Source organism: Bacillus sp. CHD6a, assembly GCF_001293645.1.
Lineage (GTDB): Bacteria > Bacillota > Bacilli > Bacillales > Bacillaceae_I > Sutcliffiella_A.
Genome location: NZ_LBMD01000011.1, coordinates 157,494 through 175,433, shown reverse-complemented (window position 1 = coordinate 175,433; position 17,940 = coordinate 157,494). Strand labels below are relative to the sequence as shown.

Genomic DNA, 17,940 nt, shown 5'->3' with positions numbered 1-17,940 from the left:
TTTTATGGGTTATTGTGATAATTCGGTATGCGAGATAATTAGATAGAATTCTTAGTTGTTTGGTTATTCACTCCTTTCCGCAAATGGCTTCGCTTTCCGCGGGACGGTGCTTGAGCCTCTATAATTCGTTGAGGCCACTGAAAAAGTCATTGATTTTAGAATTTTTTTAGCTACCGCTGTTGATTTCCGCAAAAGGCTTCGCTTGCCTAGGGGGCACTGCTGGAGTCTTCGCCTTTTGCTCCAATCACCAGCTAGGAATTAATAAAAACTTTACGTTTTCAGGTATTCAGTGGCCTCCTTCGTTGTGGGGTCTCAATCTACCGTTATTCCCCCGCTGGAGTCTTCGCCATTGGCTCCAATCCACAGCTGAAATTTACGTAGACCATATGTAATGCTTATTCAGTTATCTCGGTCAGTTGATTGTTGATTGTAGTGGAAGGCGCGTAGCCGACCGTGGAAGAAGGGAATGGTGAGACCCCGAAATAGGAAGCCTTAGGAGCTCGCGGACCGCCCGCACGCAAGGCAAAGCGCATGGAACGAAAAACAACCGTATTACTTCTACATATAATCATCATTAAAAAAAGACACCCCTCACAGGATGTCTTTCTAACTTAATCAAAATTACTTCTTGATTAGGTCGTTACGGTTGGATTGCTCGATCCACTCTTCTAATTTGTCTTTAAGTGTGTTGAAACCGCCAGGAGCCTCTTCAGTGTGGTTTTTCACTACAGTTGCTTGACGCTTCTTAGGCTTTCTTTGTGCCGCTGCTGGAGCTTCAGCAGGTGCTTCTTGAGTAGCTTTGATAGACAAACTGATTTTGTTAGACTTTTCGTCAACAGAAAGAACCTTTACTTGAACCTCATCGCCCATTTTCAAATGTTCGTTTACATCTTTCACATAACCGTGCGTAATTTCAGAAATATGAACAAGACCTTGTGTTTCTTCGTCAAGCGCAACGAACGCTCCGTAAGGTTGAATACCCGTTACTTTACCAGTTAATACACTTCCGATTTCGAATTTATCAGACATGAAAACACTCCTAAATAATTTAATTTTTATACACATTGAACGCAATAAAAGATTATACCACAAATTTAATACTTAATCAAAAATACTTTTTTTGGATAGTTGGAGTCCTCATTATTATTTGTGCATTTGGTCTCTAATATCCTATGAATGAAGAAAATAACCATATGTTCATAAATTACGTAAAAAATTTATAAGCTAATGATGAAAGAGTAAAAATATGTTCAAACTTTCTTTAGATTAATCATGGTATGATAAAAGTAAGAAATTGCTTATATTGGAGGTAATCGGAATGAGAAATATTGGGGAAAACATTCGTTTTTATCGGGAAGATGCAAAAATGACCGCAGCCGAGCTTGCACTAAAAATTCGTGTGGGAACCGGAACCATTGAAAAGTATGAAGCTGGCCTTCAAACACCCGACATGCAAACCATCCTAAAAATTTCTACGGTTTTAGATGTACCTGCATCTGAACTACTAGAATCCTTTACTTCCCAAAATCCTACAGGTCTAGATCCAGAGCTCGAAGAACTAATCAAAGATGTAGGGGTTAAAAGAGCCAAGTTAATCTTGAGAAAAGCCAAAGATTACTCGGATGAAGACTTCTTAAATGTCATGCAAATATTGTACGAAAAAAAATATAGCACTCAATAAAGAATATTCTAAAAATCAGGTTTTAAATATTATTTAGTTGGGAATACTTATACCATCAAGGCTTTCTAGTATTCCCCCTTTTGTTAGGACCAAGTTCACGTTGGACTTGGTCCCTTTTTTGTACTAGCGATACTTTGTTACAAAGCGCTCCATTCTTTTAATTGCTTCTTGTAGCTGTTCTAAAGACGATGCGTAAGAGCATCTCACATATCCTTCCCCGCATTTTCCAAACACATTTCCCGGTACCACTGCCACTTTTTCCTCTAAAAGTAATCTTTCTGCGAATTCCTGAGAGCTGAGTCCAGTAAGTTGTACAGATGGAAAGGCATAAAATGCACCCCCAGGATTGTGACAATCAAGTCCTATCTCATTTAGAGAAGACACAAAATAATTGCGCCGTCTACGGTAACTTTTTTTCATTGCTTCTATATCCTGACGTCCATTTCTTAACGCTTCGATGGCCCCATATTGTGCCATGGTAGAAGCACACATCATCGCATACTGATGGATTTTTAGCATGGCTTCAATAATGTCGGTGGGACCAGCTACAAAACCTAATCGCCAACCGGTCATTGCAAAGCCTTTTGAGAAACCTGATATGAGGATGGTTCGTTCCTTCATCCCTCGAAGAGTAGCAAAGCTGGTAAACTTTTCATCAAAACTAAGCTCTGCATAAATTTCATCTGATAAAACGAGCAAATCATGTTCTTCAACAAGTTGACTAACTTTCATGAGTTCTTCTTTTGAAAGCATTGTACCGGTAGGATTGTTAGGAAAACAAAGAAGTATTGCCTTCGTCCTGTCTGTAATCGCCTGTTCTAATTCCTGAAAGTCAATACTAAACCCTCGCTCTGCATCTGCTCCTACTCTAACGGCAGTTCCTCCAACCAATTCAATGAGGGGAGCGTATGAAACGAAACACGGTTCAATTACAATTACTTCATCACAAGGGTCAACAATTGCACGTATCGATAGATCCAACGCCTGGCTAGCTCCCACCGTGACAATAATGTCGGTTTCCGCTCTGTACTCTACTTCAAATTGCTCGACTAAATAATGGCTGATTTCTTTTCTTAATTCAATCAATCCTGCATTTGCTGTATAGGACGTATGTCCATTATGTAAAGAAGCAATGCAAGCTTCCCTCACTCCCCATGATGTAACGAAGTCTGGTTCGCCCACTCCTAAGGAGATAACACCTTCCATATTCGCCGCTAAGTCGAAAAATCGACGAATCCCAGAAGGCTGAAGGTTTTGAACATGTTTTGCGACTCTGTTTCTCATGGGGACACCACTATTCGACGATCATCTTCTCCCTGATCAAAAATCGTTCCATCATGTTTATATTTTTTTAAGATGAAATGGGTAGTCGTCGAGATGACCGAGTCTAAGGTAGAGAGTTTTTCAGAAACAAAGTTTGCAACCTGAGAAAGTGACTTTCCTTCTATTACGACCGATAAATCATAGGCCCCCGACATTAAATAAACTGATTTGACTTCTGGAAACCGGTATATATTTTTTGCAATTTCATCGAAACCTACTTCACGCTTTGGTGTCACCTTCACATCAATCATCGCCGTCACACCTTCAAAATTGTCGACCTTGCGCCAATCAATAACTGCCCCATACTCCACGATCACTCGTTTTTCTTCCAACCTTTTCAACATACTATCCGTTTCTTCTTTAGACAGTTCCACCATCTTGGAAAGTACATCTATATTAATCCTTCCGTTTTCTTCTATAATTTGAAGCAAATCCAATTCTTTTTCTGTTAATTGCATGCGCTTATCCCATCTCCTTCTTATAAACATTGACTCATTATAGCAAATATTCCGCCTAAATGTATTACGATTATTTTACAGAACATATTGAAGAAAATACAAAGGTTTGAAATAACAATGAGAGGATAAAATACCTATATCAATTCAAACCAGGAGTGACAAAATGAAGACCAATCAATTCACAACTAATATTGGGGGGATCAATGTGTTTTATGAATTTCACCATGACTTTAACTCCCCCTTTACCAATAAACCAACACTTGTCCTTATCCATGGGTTTCTTTCGTCATCCTTCAGCTTTCGCCGCTTAATCCCATTGCTGACAAAAGAATACACAGTTCTCGCAATTGATTTACCACCATTTGGGAAAAGCGGAAAATCCAAAGAATTCGTGTACTCTTATGAAAACATGGCAAAAGTCGTGATATCGCTTCTTGAAAAGCTAGGGATTAATCGTACGGTATTAATTGGACATTCCATGGGTGGACAGATTTCCTTGAACATCAGTAATCAGAAACCTGAACTCGTTGAAAAAGTTGTCCTGCTGTGTAGCTCAGGTTATTTAAAAAGAATGCGCAGGTCGATTGTTTATTCATCACGCATTCCATACTTCTACGTATGGTTAAAATATTGGCTTGCAAGACAGGGCCCTATCCAAAATTTATTGAATGTGGTGTATGATCATTCCTTAATTGATGACGAGATGATTGCGGGATATACAGAACCTTTTTATGATGACCAAATTTTTGTCGCATTAACGAGAATGATCCGCGATCGGGAAGGGGATCTTGCTGCTGAAATATTAAGAAAGATTGAAACACCAAGCCTATTGATCTGGGGGGAAGAAGATAAAGTGGTTCCTCTTGAGGTCGGAAAGAGACTCCATAAAGACTTGCCGAACTCCCGATTAATTACCTATAAAAAAACCGGTCACCTACTTCCAGAGGAAAAACCGCAAGATGTATATGATAACATTTTAGACTTTCTGCAAACCTCTCCATAAAAAAGGAGAAAAGCTCTAAGCGGCTTTTCTCCTTTTTATGAGGAAGCTTATTTTCATGACAATTAAGAATCAGTGGCTTATTATAAAGAACAAGAATCCTCTTCGTTTTTAATGACCATTAGCTCCTTGGCTTTTTCTTTGCATTTGGATAAAGGAATAAATTCCTCAAAAGAAAATTCATAAATATCTTGGATTTTTTTTGCTAATATTTCTGTATCGTCCATTTCATGCACTGCTTGAACAACATCTACGCATTCCGTATCGTAGGCATCAACGCCATAGCCTAGTGGATCCCATTGCAGTAAGTTTTCCATTAATCTAACATTCACACTTGCTTTTATCATGAAACTTCCACCTTGCTTTCAACAACATTTACTGCATATTATACCTTGTTTTTAGAAAATTGTTTAGTACACTGAGGTCGAATTGATTGGAGGCGATGAACAGTTATGAAAACCTATGATTTTAATGAACACATTAGCAGAAAAAACACTTCCAGTGTCAAGTGGGATGAAACAGCTCGGATTTTCGGAAGTAGTGATGTATTGCCCATGTGGGTCGCGGACATGGACTTTCAAGCACCGAAAGAGGTAACCCAAGCGATTATAAAAAAGGCGAAACATGGAATTTATGGTTATACTTCCATATCCCCATCTGTTTCCGATGCTATTGTAAACTGGTTCCAAAAACAACACAACTGGAAGCTTAAACAAGAATGGCTCACCTATATTTCGGGTGTGGTCCCAGCACTGAGCGCGACCATCCAAACCTTTTCCAATCCTGGTGACAAAGTTATCGTGTTTTCTCCTGTCTATTATCCTTTTTATGACATGGTTACAAGTAATGACCGGAAATTAATAACCAGTCCAATGGAATATAGAGATGGCAGGTATCATATGGATCTTCATCATTTCGAAGAACAACTAGATGGAGATGTAAAGCTTCATTTATTATGCAATCCTCATAACCCGGGTGGAACAGTTTGGTCTCATGCGGAATTAGAGAAGCTTGGGCAGCTTTGTGTGAAGCACCATGTAATCATCGTTTCCGATGATATACATGCTGATCTGGCATTCAATCAGCACACATACTATCCCATTGCGTCTATTTCTAAGGACATTGCTGAGCAGACCGTTACTTGTATTGCTCCGACCAAAACCTTTAATATTGCTGGATTACAGGCTGCTGCAATGGTCACTTCAAACCAATCACTCCGTGAAAAATTGGACATTTTCTTAAAAAAACAGGGCCATTTCTTGTTAAACATGCTAGGTGTCGCTGCAATGGAAGCTGCTTATAGGCATGGAAAGCCCTGGCTTGACGAAGTGTTGCATCATATAGAAGAAAACATGGATTATGCGGTAGAGTATATTCATAAAGAGATTCCTGATGTATACGCACGCAAGCCGGAAGGGACTTATCTACTCTGGATCGATTGCAGGAAGTTAAGATTAGGAGAGGAAGAACTAAAAAGTCGCCTTCTTCATAAAGGTAAGCTTGCCCTTGAATCGGGAAGCAAGTTCGGCAAAGAAGGAAACAGTTTTCTGCGCATGAATGTCGCCTGCACAAGAGCAACTCTGCAAGAGGGCCTCCTAAGACTAAAAACTGCCCTGAGTTAAGAGAATATGAATAGAAAGTTAGCAGATGATTGGAGCAAAAGGCGAAGACTCCTCAGCGAGATAGCGCTAGGTGGAGACCCCGCAGGCGTAGCCGAGGAGGCTCCAGCAGTGCCCCTAGGAAAGCGAAGCCATTTGCGGAAATCCACAGCGGTGTTTAAGGAAAAAAAATCATGTACTTTTCAGTGGCCTCGCATTGCCGAGGAGGCTCCAGCAGCGTCCCCAGGAAAGCGAAGCCAATTGCGGAAATCATCAGCGGTGTTATATAGGAACAAAAAATATGGGTTATGCAGCACAATGCTTGCATAACCCGATTACAAATTATATAAGTGCTCTGAATTATTCAATGAAACAACAGATAAACCTTCATCATCTTTCCTGATAATGTGCATTCCTGTATCTCCTGTCGGGAACTTAATGTTCGTATGAACGGGTAATTGCAACAGTGCTTTCAATAAATTTGAAGTAATTCCTCCATGTGAGACAATCGCAATTCTAACAACAGCAGAACTCTCTGATAAGATTTTTGATAGCGTCATTTCGGCCCTCATGCGAAATTCAATGTCAGATTCTCCATTTTGAATCCTCTCATGTGGTTTTCTTCCCCCAGGAGGCAATGGATACTTAGTAGCTGCCACTTCTTTAGGTAAACCTGCTAATACACCATTATTATATTCCATCAGGCCTGGTTCCTTTATGACCATGCAGCCCACTTCTTCTGCTAAAATGGCGGCAGTTTCTGAGGCTCTTTTTAATGTACTGGTCCATATAATATCTGGAGGACAATGCTCGTTTAATCGGCAAGCCAGCCTTTTTGCCTGCATCTTTCCAAGTTCCGTCAAAGGGTAGTCTGCTCTCCCCTCATGAACTTGGAGAATATCTGCTTCTGATTGTCCATGCCTTATCAATAGTATCTCCAAAGATGCCCCCCCTTTTTTTATCTATAAATTTAAAATTATCTTAAAACTACGAACTGTGTCAATAAGATTACGAATATTTCTGTAATAATACAACGTAGTTTTTTCATTTAAGCAAACAAAAGACACACCTTTTAATTGTGTGCCTTTTAGTAAAGTTATTTTTTTTCGTCTTCATCAACCGGTTCTTCTACCGCTTCATTTTTTTCTGCGACCTCTTTTGTAATGACACCGCATGCAATTCTCTCTCCTGAATCACCTGCTGGCTGAGTCATGCCATCATCAATGTTTTCTGTAATGATAATTGCCGTTCCATCTTTGCCGAATAGGGAGGTTTTTCCCTCCTCTAATGTTGCTTGTGGAGCCATCAATTCTGCAATGACCGTCCCGTCATCTTCCACCAAGATATTCGGCAAGTCTCCTACATGCGCTCCTTCAGGATGCATTAAGCCATGCTGTTTGTCATCAGGATTGAAGTGATTGCCTGCCGTTTTAAAATCTGGGGCATCGCATAACCCTTTTTCATGAATATGTACCCCATGCTCTCCAGGAGGAAGCCCTTCTAGATTCAATTCAATCTTCACGCCATTTGGGTCTTCCGAAACCTTTGCAACTCCTAAAGAGTCACCCGTCGCATTAAATATCTCCACATCAAGTGCTGTTATTTTACTCTCCATGCACCCCGTTAGAACCAAACATAGCAGAAAAGGCAGGATAAACGTTTTTGTCCGCATAAAATAGTCGACCTCCCATTACTCGTTTTACCAAAGTTTCCCCGAAAGTAAGGGGGAATATGTTTTTGTACAATAAAAAAAGGGCTCACTTCACCATTATTGGTGAATGAGCCCCTAAACATTTAATCTTTAATAACTTTTTCCCTTCGCAACTGTTCCTCTAATGCCTTCGCCTTCTGGCTTTCTCTTTTGGAAACATTAATAATATATCGAAAAACAAATATGGCAGCTATAAAGAAGATGGCAAAGGTAATCCCTGCAGGAATGTACTCAGATTTATCTTCTGGAAAATATAAGAATAGTTGTAACATAAAAAAATTAAGCATCGTTACCACACGACCTTTCAAAGGTTATGAACGTATTCATTATATCAAAAGTTTCTACAAGGAACCATTCTCGACTTATACTTCCTTATTTTACTACGGTCATCTTCTTAATCACAACATCTTCTACTGGCTTGTCTGCTTCACCTGTTTCCACTGTTGCAATGGCATCAAGCACTTCCATGCCTTCTATCACTTGTCCAAATACGGTATGTCTAAAATCTAATCCAGGTGTCCCGCCATTTTCCTCATATAATTCTATTACTTCTTCAGGATATCCCGCTTTGATCATTGATTCCATAGTTGCCTCATCTACCTCTTTAGCATGAACAATGAAAAATTGACTTCCGTTAGTATTCGCTCCAGAATTCGCCATAGAAAGAGCACCTCTGAAGTGCAGCATCTCACGACTGAACTCGTCTTCAAACGGTTGTCCAAAGATACTTTCTCCACCTCTACCTGTACCTTCTGGATCTCCACCTTGAATCATGAAATCTTCGATGACACGGTGAAAGATCAATCCATCATAGTAGCCATTTTCTGCATGTTTAACAAAGTTCTCTACTGCTTTTGGTGCTGCATCTGGATAAAGGTTTACTACCATTTTCCCTTTTGTTGTTTCTATTTCTACAGTACGGATTGTCTCACTAGTGTTTGTAAACTGTTGAAACTCACCGACTTCAACTTCTTCGCCTGCTCCTTCTTCACCTTTGTCTTGTCCTGCATTTTCTTCCGTCTGTTGTTCGTTTGTTGCATTATTGCTAGTTGCATTTTCTTCGTTTGTACTTGTCCCACAACCTGTTACAATAAGAAGTAGCGCAAGCATCATAATCATCCATTTTTTCACGTGTGTCACACCCCATATTTTATTTACTTAACAAGATATTACTAAATATAACAAAAAAAATCACTATCTGAATGCGAAAGGGGACTTATGATGGAGAAAATAGAGGTAGGCAGTATCGTAACCGGGATTTATAAAACTGGAAAATATATTGGAGAAGTAACTGCAATTCGCCCTATGCATTATTTAGTTAAAGTAAAAGCAGTATTGAAGCATCCACAGCAAGGGGATTTACACGCACCTAAAGAAACGGACGTTCCTCTCTTTCATGAGCGTCGGGCTTTGGCCTTTCATGAACAGACCAACATACCTAAAAACATGGTGAAGCTCTATGGTGGGGAAGTTATTGATTACAAAGAATCGTTAAAACTTGCACTCCATTCAGCTGCGCAAGCACTCGAGAATGACGAAAGCCTTTGGGCAAAAAGAAGCATAGAAAACTTTTCCATTCTAAAAAAGGATTATAAGCTTTGATAATAGCAAACTAAAAGCCAAATCTCCTGTTTAAGGGATTTGGCTTTTTATAAGGCATATTTGTTTATTATCTTGGAAAGGTCAATTCGGTCTCCAATGGTAGTAGGTTCTGGTTTGGCAAGATAACTTTTGTCCTTTTCAACGAGTCGAAAGATATTAAATGTCGTAAGTGCATCATCAAGTGCCCGGTGATGCTTACCTGTTCCTTCCTTTCCATATTCTTGCACAGCTTTCCATAACCCAGTTTGATTTTGGTCACCAAAGAATTTCTTGTATTCCATTGAAAGATCAACATGCTTGCACATTAAAGGAAAAGGTACTCCGTGATAATCACAGTTGTTTCTTAGCACCTTCATATCCATGTTCCCCCACGTTACAACTGTTCCCCTCTCTTGCACGTTATAGGAATTCAAAACGTCTATCAATTCTTCAAAACTTGCCCCCTCAAGGACACTCCTTTGACTGATATTTAAGAAGGTTTTACAACGGTTAGTCAAAGTTGGAAATGCAGTTGGGCGAATATAGTTTGAATATTGGTCGATTATTTTATCTTTTTCCACTGCAACAATTCCGGCTTCAATGATTTCGGGGAAAAAGTTTTTTGGATAATTTCTATTTTCGGGCATTGAAAATTCAAAATCTATAAACAAGTGTATCGGTGTTGACTTCATGGTTCCCCTCCCTCTTTAATTTTCAGAATTTTATTACTATATTATATCACGGTGAATACCGTTTTTAGCACGAAATTCACTCATTTTTCCAAAAATAAAGCTTGTTTTGTTGATTTTCCTAGAGAATGCGTTATTATTTAGTTATACGAAATATTTATAATCCGAAATTTTTGTAGAGAAGGTGACGATCATCTCCATATCAGGACGAAACTTGTTCATTATGTGGATTGCGAACTTTTTCGTTGCTGCTAGTGCTACTATGATTCTCCCTTTCTTATCCTTATTCATTGAGACGTTTGGGAATTACTCCGATTCCTATATACAGCGTTGGTCGGGATTTATTTTTGGGATTACCTTTCTCACAGCGTTTTTCGTTTCACCGATTTGGGGGAGAATTGGGGATAAGTACGGTTTTAAGCCGATCTTGTTATTAACAGGAACAGGAATTGCAACCAGCATCCTGTTGATGAGTGTCGTAGATTCTGTTCATGGGTTGTTCATTCTCCGGATGATCATGGGATTGGCAACCGGATTCATCCCGACTTCAATGGCATTAATCTCCTCTCAAGCCCCTAAAGAGATTGCAGGAAAAACACTCGGAACCTTACAGACAGGTACGGTTTCCGGCGGACTTTTCGGCCCATTGATTGGCGGCATGCTTGCAGATTCCTTCGGCTTTGCCTACACGTTTTTCCTTACATCAGCCCTAATTTATTTCGCTGTGATTCTAGTGGCATTCGGCATTAAAGAGAAGAAAAAAAGTTCTGCAAATCAGAAAGAGAAGAAATATTCACGGAAAGAAGTTCTGCAATATATCATACAAAAACCGCTATTGCTTAAGATTATGTTCTTATCCATGTTCATCCAGGCGGCTAATTTCAGCATTCAACCCTTGCTTGCACTTTATGTGAATGAATTAACAGGTGGAGCAGCAACAAACATCGCCCTGCTTGCAGGGTTCGCATTCTCTGCTACTGGCTTTGGTAATTTGTTAGCGTCACGGAACTGGGGAAAACTTGGGGATAACATTGGCCATGACAAAATCATCGTTATTCTTATGCTTGCAAGCTCGATACTCTTTATCCCTCAAGCGCTTGCCACATCGCTATGGCAACTTGTTTTGTTCCGTTTCTTGTTTGGCATGGTGGTTGGGGGCTTGATTCCATGTATGACTGCATATATCCGTAATGTAGCACCGTTATCCATGCAGGGAGAAGTACTCGGCTACAATGTCAGTTTTCGATTCTTAGGGAATGTTATTGGACCTGTAATGGGCGGAATGATAGCTGGCTTTTACGGAATTACTACTGTGTTTTACATCACTAGTTTTATCTTTTTATGCTCAGGAGTGATGTTACTCTATAGCATTTTTCATTCAGAAAGTGCAAAGAAAACAGCAGAATCTTAAATTGCTTGGTTTCACCTCCTCATTTCCTGTATCCTACTAGTAAAAGGACAGGATATGGGAGGTTTTTTTATGGCGAGCATTTCTTTGGAAAAGTATCAAAATGAGTTAATCGATTTATTTCGGACAAATAGGAATGAATGGAATAAAGAGCCAATGGAAAATTATATGCGCAATCACTTCTCTTTCTTAGGGATAAAGTCGCCTGAGCGTAAAGAGTTATTAAAAAGATTTTTTGGGGAATTTGGCAAACCAGAACGAGATTGGATCAAGCGTCTTGTAACTTTTTTATATGCTCAGCCTGAAAGGGAATTTCATTACGTGGCCCTTGCAATGATAGATGTTCATATTAAACAGCTGGACGCTCAATGGCTTCCCTTTTTGGAAGAATTGATCAGTACAAATTCCTGGTGGGATACAGTGGATCATATTGCACCACATCATATCGGGGCAATATTGCTGAAGGAGAAGTCAAGTATAGGGGATTTTCCAGATAGGTGGATTGAGTCCGATAATTTCTGGTTGCAACGATCGGCAATTCTTTTTCAATTGAAATACAAGGGGAAAACCGATGCTGAGAAGCTGTTTTCTTATATAGAGGCGACTAAGGGGTCTAGGGAGTTTTTTATTCAGAAGGCTATTGGCTGGGGGTTAAGAGAGTATTCCAAGACTGATCCAGCTAAAGTGTTGAAGTTCATTAATTCTACGGAGGATTTGGCGCCACTTAGTCGACGTGAGGGACTGAAGCATATGGCGAAGAGGGAAATGGAGGTTTAAATACCCCCAGTCCTCTTCTCTTTTTTATCTTTACCTTTTCTTTAAAATGGCCATTGTACATCGCGAAATACAAATTAACGCGTCTTCCTCATCAACAATCTTTATATCCCAAACCATCGTTGATTTTCCACGGTGTAATGGCGTTCCGATTGCCGTCACTACCCCATCCTTTTTTCCTTTGAGATGATTTGCATTTATCTCCAACCCGACACAGATTTCGGTTTCCTTGTCGATCATATTAAAAGTCCCGATGCTTGCAATCGTCTCAGCCAAGGCTACTGACGCTCCACCATGCAACAATCCGAATGGTTGATGTGTGCGTTTATCGACTGGCATGGTCGCCACCGCTCTTTCTTCCGACAGTTCTACAATCTCGATTCCTAGTAAATCTATTAGTGTATTTTCTAGTTCCACTCCTGTTTCCCCCTTTTATTTCTGCTTCTCTCTTAATAATACTACTGCAAAAAGAAAATACACAGAGAATAATACAAAAATAGGAATAAGTGCCGACCAATCCAGCATGAAACTCCCCCCTTTTCGCATAAAAAAATCTATGTTTGTGTTAAAAACAGACCGCCACCTTCCAAATTGGAAGACTAAACGGTCTGTTATTTTAATATATATATTCAAGTTTAACGGATGCACTAATGGTAATGTCTTGTGGCTCAATTGGGGTGCTTGTTTTTTCTTGAACAGCTAAAGAGGCATAACGCGGCCCTGCAAATACTTGTTGTGTAACCTCCTCTACCTTGATTGGTACAGGAGAAAGGCAAACTTGTAGAGTTAACGCCATTGCATGTGCCTTTTTCGCCCCATCCACAACTGCCAGCTGCAAAACATGACGGTAGATTTCGTTATAATTGGAAACTTCAAATGATACACTCTCGGAAATATTTGCACCATTTTCAAATGCCACATCTACGATGGTGCCAGCTTTTGTAATATCTCTGACTGCTATGCGGAAAATATGGCGGACTTCATAACCAGATAAGACAGATTTACCTGATGAATCTGTTTCATAACGCGGAAATGAAGTATAAGAGGATGTTTCAATGTCTTCTTGAGAAATGCCGGCTGCTATTAGGGCTTTAATTATTCGATTTGCTATTAATCTATTTTCTTCTTGCGCGCGCTGTACATCCGGATTGGTGGTGATCACCCCTAATTGCAGGTACGCAATATCCGGCTGTACTTCCTTTTTTGCGGTTCCCTGAACAAGCATCGTTCGTTGCAACATGACCACCATCCCCCATATCCTTTTATTCATAGTCTATGAGAGGACAACCTAACATATACGTTAACTATATTTTTGGACAATCCTTTATACTTATTAGATAAACTATCAACCTCTTTACTAATTCATGCAAACGAAACGGAGGATACTCTTATGGAAAATAAAACCGTCATTATTACAGGTGCTTCCGGAGGTTTTGGAAAAAGTTTCACAAAAGCATTTCTACTTGCAGGATATCAGGTAGTTGCAACAATAAGAGATGAAACAAAGAAGCCCATCTTGTTGGAAGGGTTATCTACAAAAGAAAAAGGAAACCTTACTTTTTCCCTACTGGATGTAGCAAACAAAGAGTCGGTGAATAATTTCGGCAGCTTCGTTCAAGGACTGGAGCGTGTTGATGTACTCATTAATAATGCTGGTTTTGCTGTTGCTGGCTTTGCAGAAGAGTTGAGTATGGAGGAATATCAGTTCCAGTTGGAAACCAACCTTTTGGGAGTAATGAGGGTAACAAATCATGTGCTTCCCAAGATGCGAAAGAAAGGCAACGGCAGGATAATCAATATTAGCTCCATCAGCGGCTTAATTGGCTTCCCCGGCCTTTCCCCTTATGTTTCCTCTAAATATGCTTTAGAAGGGTACAGTGAAAGTCTCAGACTGGAGGTAAAGAAGTTAGGTATAGACGTGGTACTTGTGGAACCAGGCTCGTTTCAAACGAATATTTGGTCTTCCGGCACCCATATGTCATCCAAAGCTGGAAACTCCAATTCCCCGTACCTTGAATTGTATACGGGGATGAATAACAGACTTCAAAAAGATCGGGAAAAGTATGGGGAGCCTGTTGAAGTTGCTAACCTGGTGTTGAAGATAGCGGACATGAAGAAAACTCCCACACTCCGCTATACTGTCGGAAAGGGTGTTAGGCTCTCTCTACTTACCAAGCGTCTATTGCCTTGGAGAGTATGGGAAAAGATTGTATTAAGCCAATTAAGCAATAAAGACTAAATAAAAGGGTGACAACTCTCCATTCCTTTTAACATTACATATAGTACTGTACCGATGAAAAAATGGAGGGTTCGTCATGTATTTTTATCAAACCCCTTTCCACCGCCCTGTCTATTATCCAAGAAATATTTATTTTCCTGTGTATACGCATGCAATGCCAAGACCATATTTCCGGATCTATCCCGAAGTGGATCCGACTGTTTTTACTGAGTCTGCAGAATCCATGCAACAATTGATGAAAGAGGCCAGCATCATTTTGCAGAAGCTGTCTGATTCCAAAGAGTTCGCAACGGAAGTGATGGCAGCTGCACAGGAAGGGAACAAAGAAAAAGTGTCTCAGCTATTACTTTCAACAGGTGTGCATTCTGGTGTAAAAGTGGACTTTAATCCTGATGGCATTAACTTGAATATGACGTCTGACACGGAAGGGAATGATTGCTGCCACTTGACCATCTCTTTAAGATGGGGATGACAAAAAGGATTACAGGGGCGCCTGTAATCCTTTTTGGTGTTATTGATTATTCCGTTTCGTCATCTGTTCCTTCAAGTTGTTGAAGAAAGGCTCTTGCACCTTTTGCTTCAAGCTTCACTTCTCTGAAGTCGATGTGATGTTTTTTCTTAGAAACACCCTCCATGTTACCTAACAAGAACTTAAGACCTAGCTGGGCATCTTCTGGTTGATCCCATTCAAAATGATAGGTATGCGGTTTACGACCAATTTCTACTACATCTTCAAAAAATCTGTGATAGTAAGGGGCGCCATTATCCATCACGACTTCAATAGTTCTAGGACGATTTGATCGCGTTTCCAGTTCGAGCTCATAGGTTATACCTCCTGCAAGCTCAAGGTTTTCCTGAAAAAACATAATATCCCACGGATTTTCACCTAGCTTTTTTATAGTAACGGTGGCATGTTCGTCCTTCGCTTTTACTCTCGCTTTAGAAGTACCATCATACTCTCCTTGCACATGTAGATTCCAGTTTTCCATACTTTTAGTAAAATCACCATTCTTAAGAGGGAATAGCTTCTCTCTTGTACCTGCAACTTCCACTCTTACATTATCTATCATAACCTGATGCTCTTCATTAGTGATATCGTTACCTGCGACGTTACCCAGCAGATATTTAAGCCCGAGTCGCATATCCTCATTAAGCGCTACCTCAAAAGTGTGAGTAGTTCGCTCTGGAGTAAGAGGAATCACCTCGGACAGAGAGCGGTTATACGAACTGTCCTCTAACACCACTTCCACACTACGCTCTAAAGTGGAAGAAGCATCAAAGGAAACAAGGTACGTATTTCCACCTTTCATCTGCAGGCCTTCCTGCATGAAGATGACATCCCATGGGTTCCATCCTACATTTCTAATAGTTGCTACCGCTTTTCCGTCTTCCACTTCAAAGCTAGCATCAGAAGGTCCATCATAAATTCCTTGGACATGGTTGTTCCAATGCTTAGGACCAAAGTTGAATTTCCCATTTTTTAATGGGAACATTTCTTCAAAAGACAGAACATCTGCATGCAGTTTTTTCGCAAACATGGATACATTATCCAATGTGACGGACCCTGCATTTCCACCTAATAAAAATACTAGTTTTGCTTCTGAGTCATCTGCATTTTCCGGTTGGAAACTAAACGTTTTATTCTCTCCCGTTTTAGAAAGGGAAATGGTTTCCCAGCCGGAATAATTCACACTTCCATCTTTATTTAAAACAGCAACCTGAATATCTCTTCCTTCTACGGCACTAGCATCAAAGGAAAGTGTGTACTCATTGTTACTCTTGATGGAAATACCTTTTTGAACAAGTTGAACAGAATCAGATGTTCTGTCTTCTTTTACATCCACCCTTAATGCTCTTGTAACTTCTTCAACATATCCTTGTGCATCTGCTCCATTTAAGATAAGATTCCAATATGTCATTCGATCCATTCGACCCTGGTCAAAGGTCCCATTATAAATATGGTTGCCATTACGTAGCGGTGGCTTCGCTGCGTCTTCGTTATATGGATCAATGGCATCTATTTCTTCCACTCTTACATTTCCAATCCAAACTGAATTCGTATGTAAGCCCATATTGAATTCTAGGCGAGCTTTCGCATCTGATTCCGCTTGCATTTGATACGTATATTCATAACTTTGTAGTTCAGGGGTTAAGGCTATCTCATAATTTGGTGAATATAGAGACCAGCCACGTTCTGCTCCACCGCTTACTTTTAGATTCATATTCCTGTTAGAAGCAGCTTTCGCATCAAAGCTAACTTTATATGTTCTACCTACTCCTGCTGGTACATTCTGAATCAATTGAATGGAATGCGGCTGTGAACCGGCTTGACCTATATCAATCTTTGCAAATCCATTTTCTACTGAAGCGCTTCCATTTCCGCCAAATTGATTTAAATGGACAAAGTTCCATTCATCTTCACTGAAAGTTTCCGTTCCATCCTTTATTTCTGCAAATCCTTTTTCAAAAGCAGTATCATAGATATAGTTACCATTTACCGGTTCCTTGGACCCTTCCGGTAACTCTTCTTTTTCAAAAACAGGTTCTACAGGTTCACGGTATTGATCTTCGGGCAGTTCGTACACTTTTACATAATCCACTTCCATTTTTCCAGGGAACTCAGTGGACTCATTTGGACCTCCACCATACCATCCTCCAATTGCAAGGTTAAAAATGAGGTAAAACTCCTGATCAAACGGTGCGGGATAGGAATATTTCGTTCCATTATCTCCATTTAGACTTGTCCAGTTATTCAAAGTTTGGAAAAGCTCATCATTCACATACCATCTTATTTCTCCAGGTTCCCACTCTACAGAATAGACATTAAAATCTGTGATGTCCGTTCCTTCTCCAAAATGGTAATCTTTTGCGGTATACGTATTATTAGGCCACTGGCTTCCATAATGGATGGCACCGCCTACTTTATTCAAATCTCCACCAGCTGCCTCCATGATGTCAATTTCACCAGATGCAGCCCAGCCGCCATACTTGTCTTTTTCTGGCATCATCCAGAAAGCAGGCCAATACCCTTGTCCGGCAGGCATTTTGATCTTCGCTTCAAATTTTCCATACTTTTGGTTAAACTTTCCCTTGGTATGAATTTTTCCGGAGGTGTAGTCATATGTTCCGTACTCATCAGAAGCATTTTCACTTTTTCCGGTTAGAACAAGATTACCACCCTCTAAAGACACATTATCTTCTTTATAATACTGAAGCTCTTCATTTCCCCAACCCGGTACATAGTTGCCATCAGGTTGAACAAATCCGTTGCCTGTGTCATAAGACCATTTAGATTGATCTAATTCCGTTCCTTCAAAATTATCTTCCCATACTAGCTGCCAAGCTCTTTTTCCATCCGTCATCGTATTATTCTCTCCTTTCCCTACAGCATCATTGGAATAGGCGTGAGAATACCCCGTTGTCAATAAGCATGCTGCCAACATAACCGTGAATCCTTTCTTTAACACGTTTTTTCCTC

At 40.1% G+C, this 17,940-nt stretch carries 20 protein-coding genes; 8 read left to right on the top strand and 12 right to left on the bottom strand.

The window, feature by feature from the left end; genetic code table 11:
• Nucleotides 1–621: 621 nt before the first annotated feature.
• The gene (gene yugI, locus AAV98_RS10770; RefSeq protein ID WP_060665565.1) at nt 622–1,029 is read right to left on the bottom strand and encodes a S1 domain-containing post-transcriptional regulator GSP13; all 408 of its coding nucleotides are present in this window, start codon (nt 1,027–1,029) and stop codon (nt 622–624) included.
• A 289-nt stretch (nt 1,030–1,318) separates the two neighbouring features.
• Between yugI and AAV98_RS10765 the strand changes: the two genes are divergently transcribed.
• Entirely contained in the window at nt 1,319–1,681 is a 363-nt protein-coding gene (locus AAV98_RS10765) for a helix-turn-helix domain-containing protein (protein ID WP_060665564.1), read from the top strand.
• Nucleotides 1,682–1,804: 123 nt separating this feature from the next.
• Here AAV98_RS10765 and AAV98_RS10760 read toward each other — a convergent pair whose 3' ends face one another.
• Both AAV98_RS10760 and AAV98_RS10755 read right to left on the bottom strand, forming a co-directional pair.
• On the bottom strand, nt 1,805–2,965 hold the full coding sequence (locus AAV98_RS10760) for an aminotransferase (protein WP_060665563.1): 1,161 nt from the start codon (nt 2,963–2,965) through the stop codon (nt 1,805–1,807).
• Nucleotides 2,962–3,462, bottom strand: a complete 501-nt coding sequence (locus AAV98_RS10755) for an Lrp/AsnC family transcriptional regulator (RefSeq protein ID WP_060665562.1) — start codon at nt 3,460–3,462, stop codon at nt 2,962–2,964. The genes AAV98_RS10760 and AAV98_RS10755 overlap by 4 nt, the downstream gene beginning before the upstream one ends.
• Before the next feature lie 163 nt (nt 3,463–3,625).
• Between AAV98_RS10755 and AAV98_RS10750 the strand changes: the two genes are divergently transcribed.
• The gene (locus AAV98_RS10750) at nt 3,626–4,465 is read left to right on the top strand and encodes an alpha/beta fold hydrolase (RefSeq protein WP_060665561.1); all 840 of its coding nucleotides are present in this window, start codon (nt 3,626–3,628) and stop codon (nt 4,463–4,465) included.
• 80 nt (nt 4,466–4,545) lie between these two features.
• Here the strand turns inward: AAV98_RS10750 and AAV98_RS10745 are convergent, their stop codons facing one another.
• Nucleotides 4,546–4,809: a DUF1871 family protein gene (locus AAV98_RS10745; protein ID WP_060665560.1), complete on the bottom strand. Its 264-nt coding sequence runs from the start codon at nt 4,807–4,809 to the stop codon at nt 4,546–4,548.
• A gap of 105 nt (nt 4,810–4,914) precedes the next feature.
• Between AAV98_RS10745 and AAV98_RS10740 the strand changes: the two genes are divergently transcribed.
• Nucleotides 4,915–6,084 (top strand): MalY/PatB family protein, encoded by a 1,170-nt coding sequence (locus AAV98_RS10740; protein ID WP_060665559.1) that lies wholly within the window; start codon nt 4,915–4,917, stop codon nt 6,082–6,084.
• A gap of 311 nt (nt 6,085–6,395) precedes the next feature.
• Here the strand turns inward: AAV98_RS10740 and AAV98_RS10730 are convergent, their stop codons facing one another.
• The 4 genes from AAV98_RS10730 to AAV98_RS10715 form a co-directional block, all read right to left on the bottom strand.
• The gene (locus AAV98_RS10730) at nt 6,396–7,001 is read right to left on the bottom strand and encodes a histidine phosphatase family protein (protein ID WP_060665557.1); all 606 of its coding nucleotides are present in this window, start codon (nt 6,999–7,001) and stop codon (nt 6,396–6,398) included.
• Nucleotides 7,002–7,156: 155 nt separating this feature from the next.
• Nucleotides 7,157–7,732 carry a superoxide dismutase family protein gene (locus AAV98_RS10725; protein ID WP_060665556.1) on the bottom strand — a complete coding sequence of 192 codons (576 nt, stop codon included), beginning with the start codon at nt 7,730–7,732 and terminating at the stop codon, nt 7,157–7,159.
• Between the two features lie 122 nt (nt 7,733–7,854).
• The gene (locus AAV98_RS10720) at nt 7,855–8,058 is read right to left on the bottom strand and encodes a hypothetical protein (RefSeq protein ID WP_060665555.1); all 204 of its coding nucleotides are present in this window, start codon (nt 8,056–8,058) and stop codon (nt 7,855–7,857) included.
• Between the two features lie 85 nt (nt 8,059–8,143).
• A complete protein-coding gene (locus tag AAV98_RS10715; RefSeq protein ID WP_060665554.1) occupies nt 8,144–8,902 on the bottom strand; it encodes a peptidylprolyl isomerase in 759 nt (252 codons plus the stop codon).
• 87 nt (nt 8,903–8,989) lie between these two features.
• Between AAV98_RS10715 and AAV98_RS10710 the strand changes: the two genes are divergently transcribed.
• Entirely contained in the window at nt 8,990–9,373 is a 384-nt protein-coding gene (locus AAV98_RS10710) for a kinase-associated lipoprotein B (protein ID WP_082380866.1), read from the top strand.
• 47 nt (nt 9,374–9,420) lie between these two features.
• Here the strand turns inward: AAV98_RS10710 and kapD are convergent, their stop codons facing one another.
• Complete coding sequence (gene kapD, locus AAV98_RS10705) at nt 9,421–10,044, bottom strand: 3'-5' exonuclease KapD (RefSeq protein WP_060665552.1); 624 nt, start codon at nt 10,042–10,044, stop codon at nt 9,421–9,423.
• A gap of 220 nt (nt 10,045–10,264) precedes the next feature.
• Between kapD and AAV98_RS10700 the strand changes: the two genes are divergently transcribed.
• Together AAV98_RS10700 and AAV98_RS10695 are read left to right on the top strand one after the other, a co-directional pair.
• Nucleotides 10,265–11,452 carry an MFS transporter gene (locus AAV98_RS10700; RefSeq protein WP_269433460.1) on the top strand — a complete coding sequence of 396 codons (1,188 nt, stop codon included), beginning with the start codon at nt 10,265–10,267 and terminating at the stop codon, nt 11,450–11,452.
• Between the two features lie 69 nt (nt 11,453–11,521).
• Nucleotides 11,522–12,226, top strand: a complete 705-nt coding sequence (locus tag AAV98_RS10695; protein ID WP_060665550.1) for a DNA alkylation repair protein — start codon at nt 11,522–11,524, stop codon at nt 12,224–12,226.
• Between the two features lie 30 nt (nt 12,227–12,256).
• Here the strand turns inward: AAV98_RS10695 and AAV98_RS10690 are convergent, their stop codons facing one another.
• Nucleotides 12,257–12,640, bottom strand: a complete 384-nt coding sequence (locus AAV98_RS10690; protein ID WP_060665549.1) for a hotdog fold thioesterase — start codon at nt 12,638–12,640, stop codon at nt 12,257–12,259.
• 199 nt (nt 12,641–12,839) lie between these two features.
• Nucleotides 12,840–13,463 (bottom strand): SIMPL domain-containing protein, encoded by a 624-nt coding sequence (locus AAV98_RS10685; RefSeq protein ID WP_060665548.1) that lies wholly within the window; start codon nt 13,461–13,463, stop codon nt 12,840–12,842.
• Nucleotides 13,464–13,613: 150 nt separating this feature from the next.
• Here AAV98_RS10685 and AAV98_RS10680 point away from each other — a divergent pair, with 150 nt between their 5' ends.
• Nucleotides 13,614–14,462 carry an SDR family oxidoreductase gene (locus AAV98_RS10680; RefSeq protein WP_060665547.1) on the top strand — a complete coding sequence of 283 codons (849 nt, stop codon included), beginning with the start codon at nt 13,614–13,616 and terminating at the stop codon, nt 14,460–14,462.
• A gap of 76 nt (nt 14,463–14,538) precedes the next feature.
• A complete protein-coding gene (locus AAV98_RS10675; RefSeq protein ID WP_156317738.1) occupies nt 14,539–14,934 on the top strand; it encodes a hypothetical protein in 396 nt (131 codons plus the stop codon).
• Between the two features lie 46 nt (nt 14,935–14,980).
• Here AAV98_RS10675 and AAV98_RS10670 read toward each other — a convergent pair whose 3' ends face one another.
• Nucleotides 14,981–17,929 carry a carbohydrate binding domain-containing protein gene (locus tag AAV98_RS10670; protein WP_060665546.1) on the bottom strand — a complete coding sequence of 983 codons (2,949 nt, stop codon included), beginning with the start codon at nt 17,927–17,929 and terminating at the stop codon, nt 14,981–14,983.
• Between the last annotated feature and the right edge of the window lie 11 nt (nt 17,930–17,940).

Coding starts and splice junctions, on each gene's coding strand:
- AAV98_RS10740 (WP_060665559.1), top strand. CDS start 4,915: ATGAAAACCTATGATTTTAATGAACACATTAGCAGAAAAAACACTTCC.
- AAV98_RS10755 (WP_060665562.1), bottom strand. CDS start 3,462: ATGCAATTAACAGAAAAAGAATTGGATTTGCTTCAAATTATAGAAGAA.
- kapD (WP_060665552.1), bottom strand. CDS start 10,044: ATGAAGTCAACACCGATACACTTGTTTATAGATTTTGAATTTTCAATG.
- AAV98_RS10725 (WP_060665556.1), bottom strand. CDS start 7,732: ATGCGGACAAAAACGTTTATCCTGCCTTTTCTGCTATGTTTGGTTCTA.
- AAV98_RS10685 (WP_060665548.1), bottom strand. CDS start 13,463: ATGTTGCAACGAACGATGCTTGTTCAGGGAACCGCAAAAAAGGAAGTA.
- AAV98_RS10750 (WP_060665561.1), top strand. CDS start 3,626: ATGAAGACCAATCAATTCACAACTAATATTGGGGGGATCAATGTGTTT.
- AAV98_RS10745 (WP_060665560.1), bottom strand. CDS start 4,809: ATGATAAAAGCAAGTGTGAATGTTAGATTAATGGAAAACTTACTGCAA.
- AAV98_RS10695 (WP_060665550.1), top strand. CDS start 11,522: ATGGCGAGCATTTCTTTGGAAAAGTATCAAAATGAGTTAATCGATTTA.
- AAV98_RS10760 (WP_060665563.1), bottom strand. CDS start 2,965: ATGAGAAACAGAGTCGCAAAACATGTTCAAAACCTTCAGCCTTCTGGG.
- AAV98_RS10710 (WP_082380866.1), top strand. CDS start 8,990: ATGATGGAGAAAATAGAGGTAGGCAGTATCGTAACCGGGATTTATAAA.
- AAV98_RS10675 (WP_156317738.1), top strand. CDS start 14,539: ATGTATTTTTATCAAACCCCTTTCCACCGCCCTGTCTATTATCCAAGA.
- AAV98_RS10720 (WP_060665555.1), bottom strand. CDS start 8,058: ATGCTTAATTTTTTTATGTTACAACTATTCTTATATTTTCCAGAAGAT.
- AAV98_RS10700 (WP_269433460.1), top strand. CDS start 10,265: ATGTGGATTGCGAACTTTTTCGTTGCTGCTAGTGCTACTATGATTCTC.
- AAV98_RS10765 (WP_060665564.1), top strand. CDS start 1,319: ATGAGAAATATTGGGGAAAACATTCGTTTTTATCGGGAAGATGCAAAA.
- AAV98_RS10680 (WP_060665547.1), top strand. CDS start 13,614: ATGGAAAATAAAACCGTCATTATTACAGGTGCTTCCGGAGGTTTTGGA.
- yugI (WP_060665565.1), bottom strand. CDS start 1,029: ATGTCTGATAAATTCGAAATCGGAAGTGTATTAACTGGTAAAGTAACG.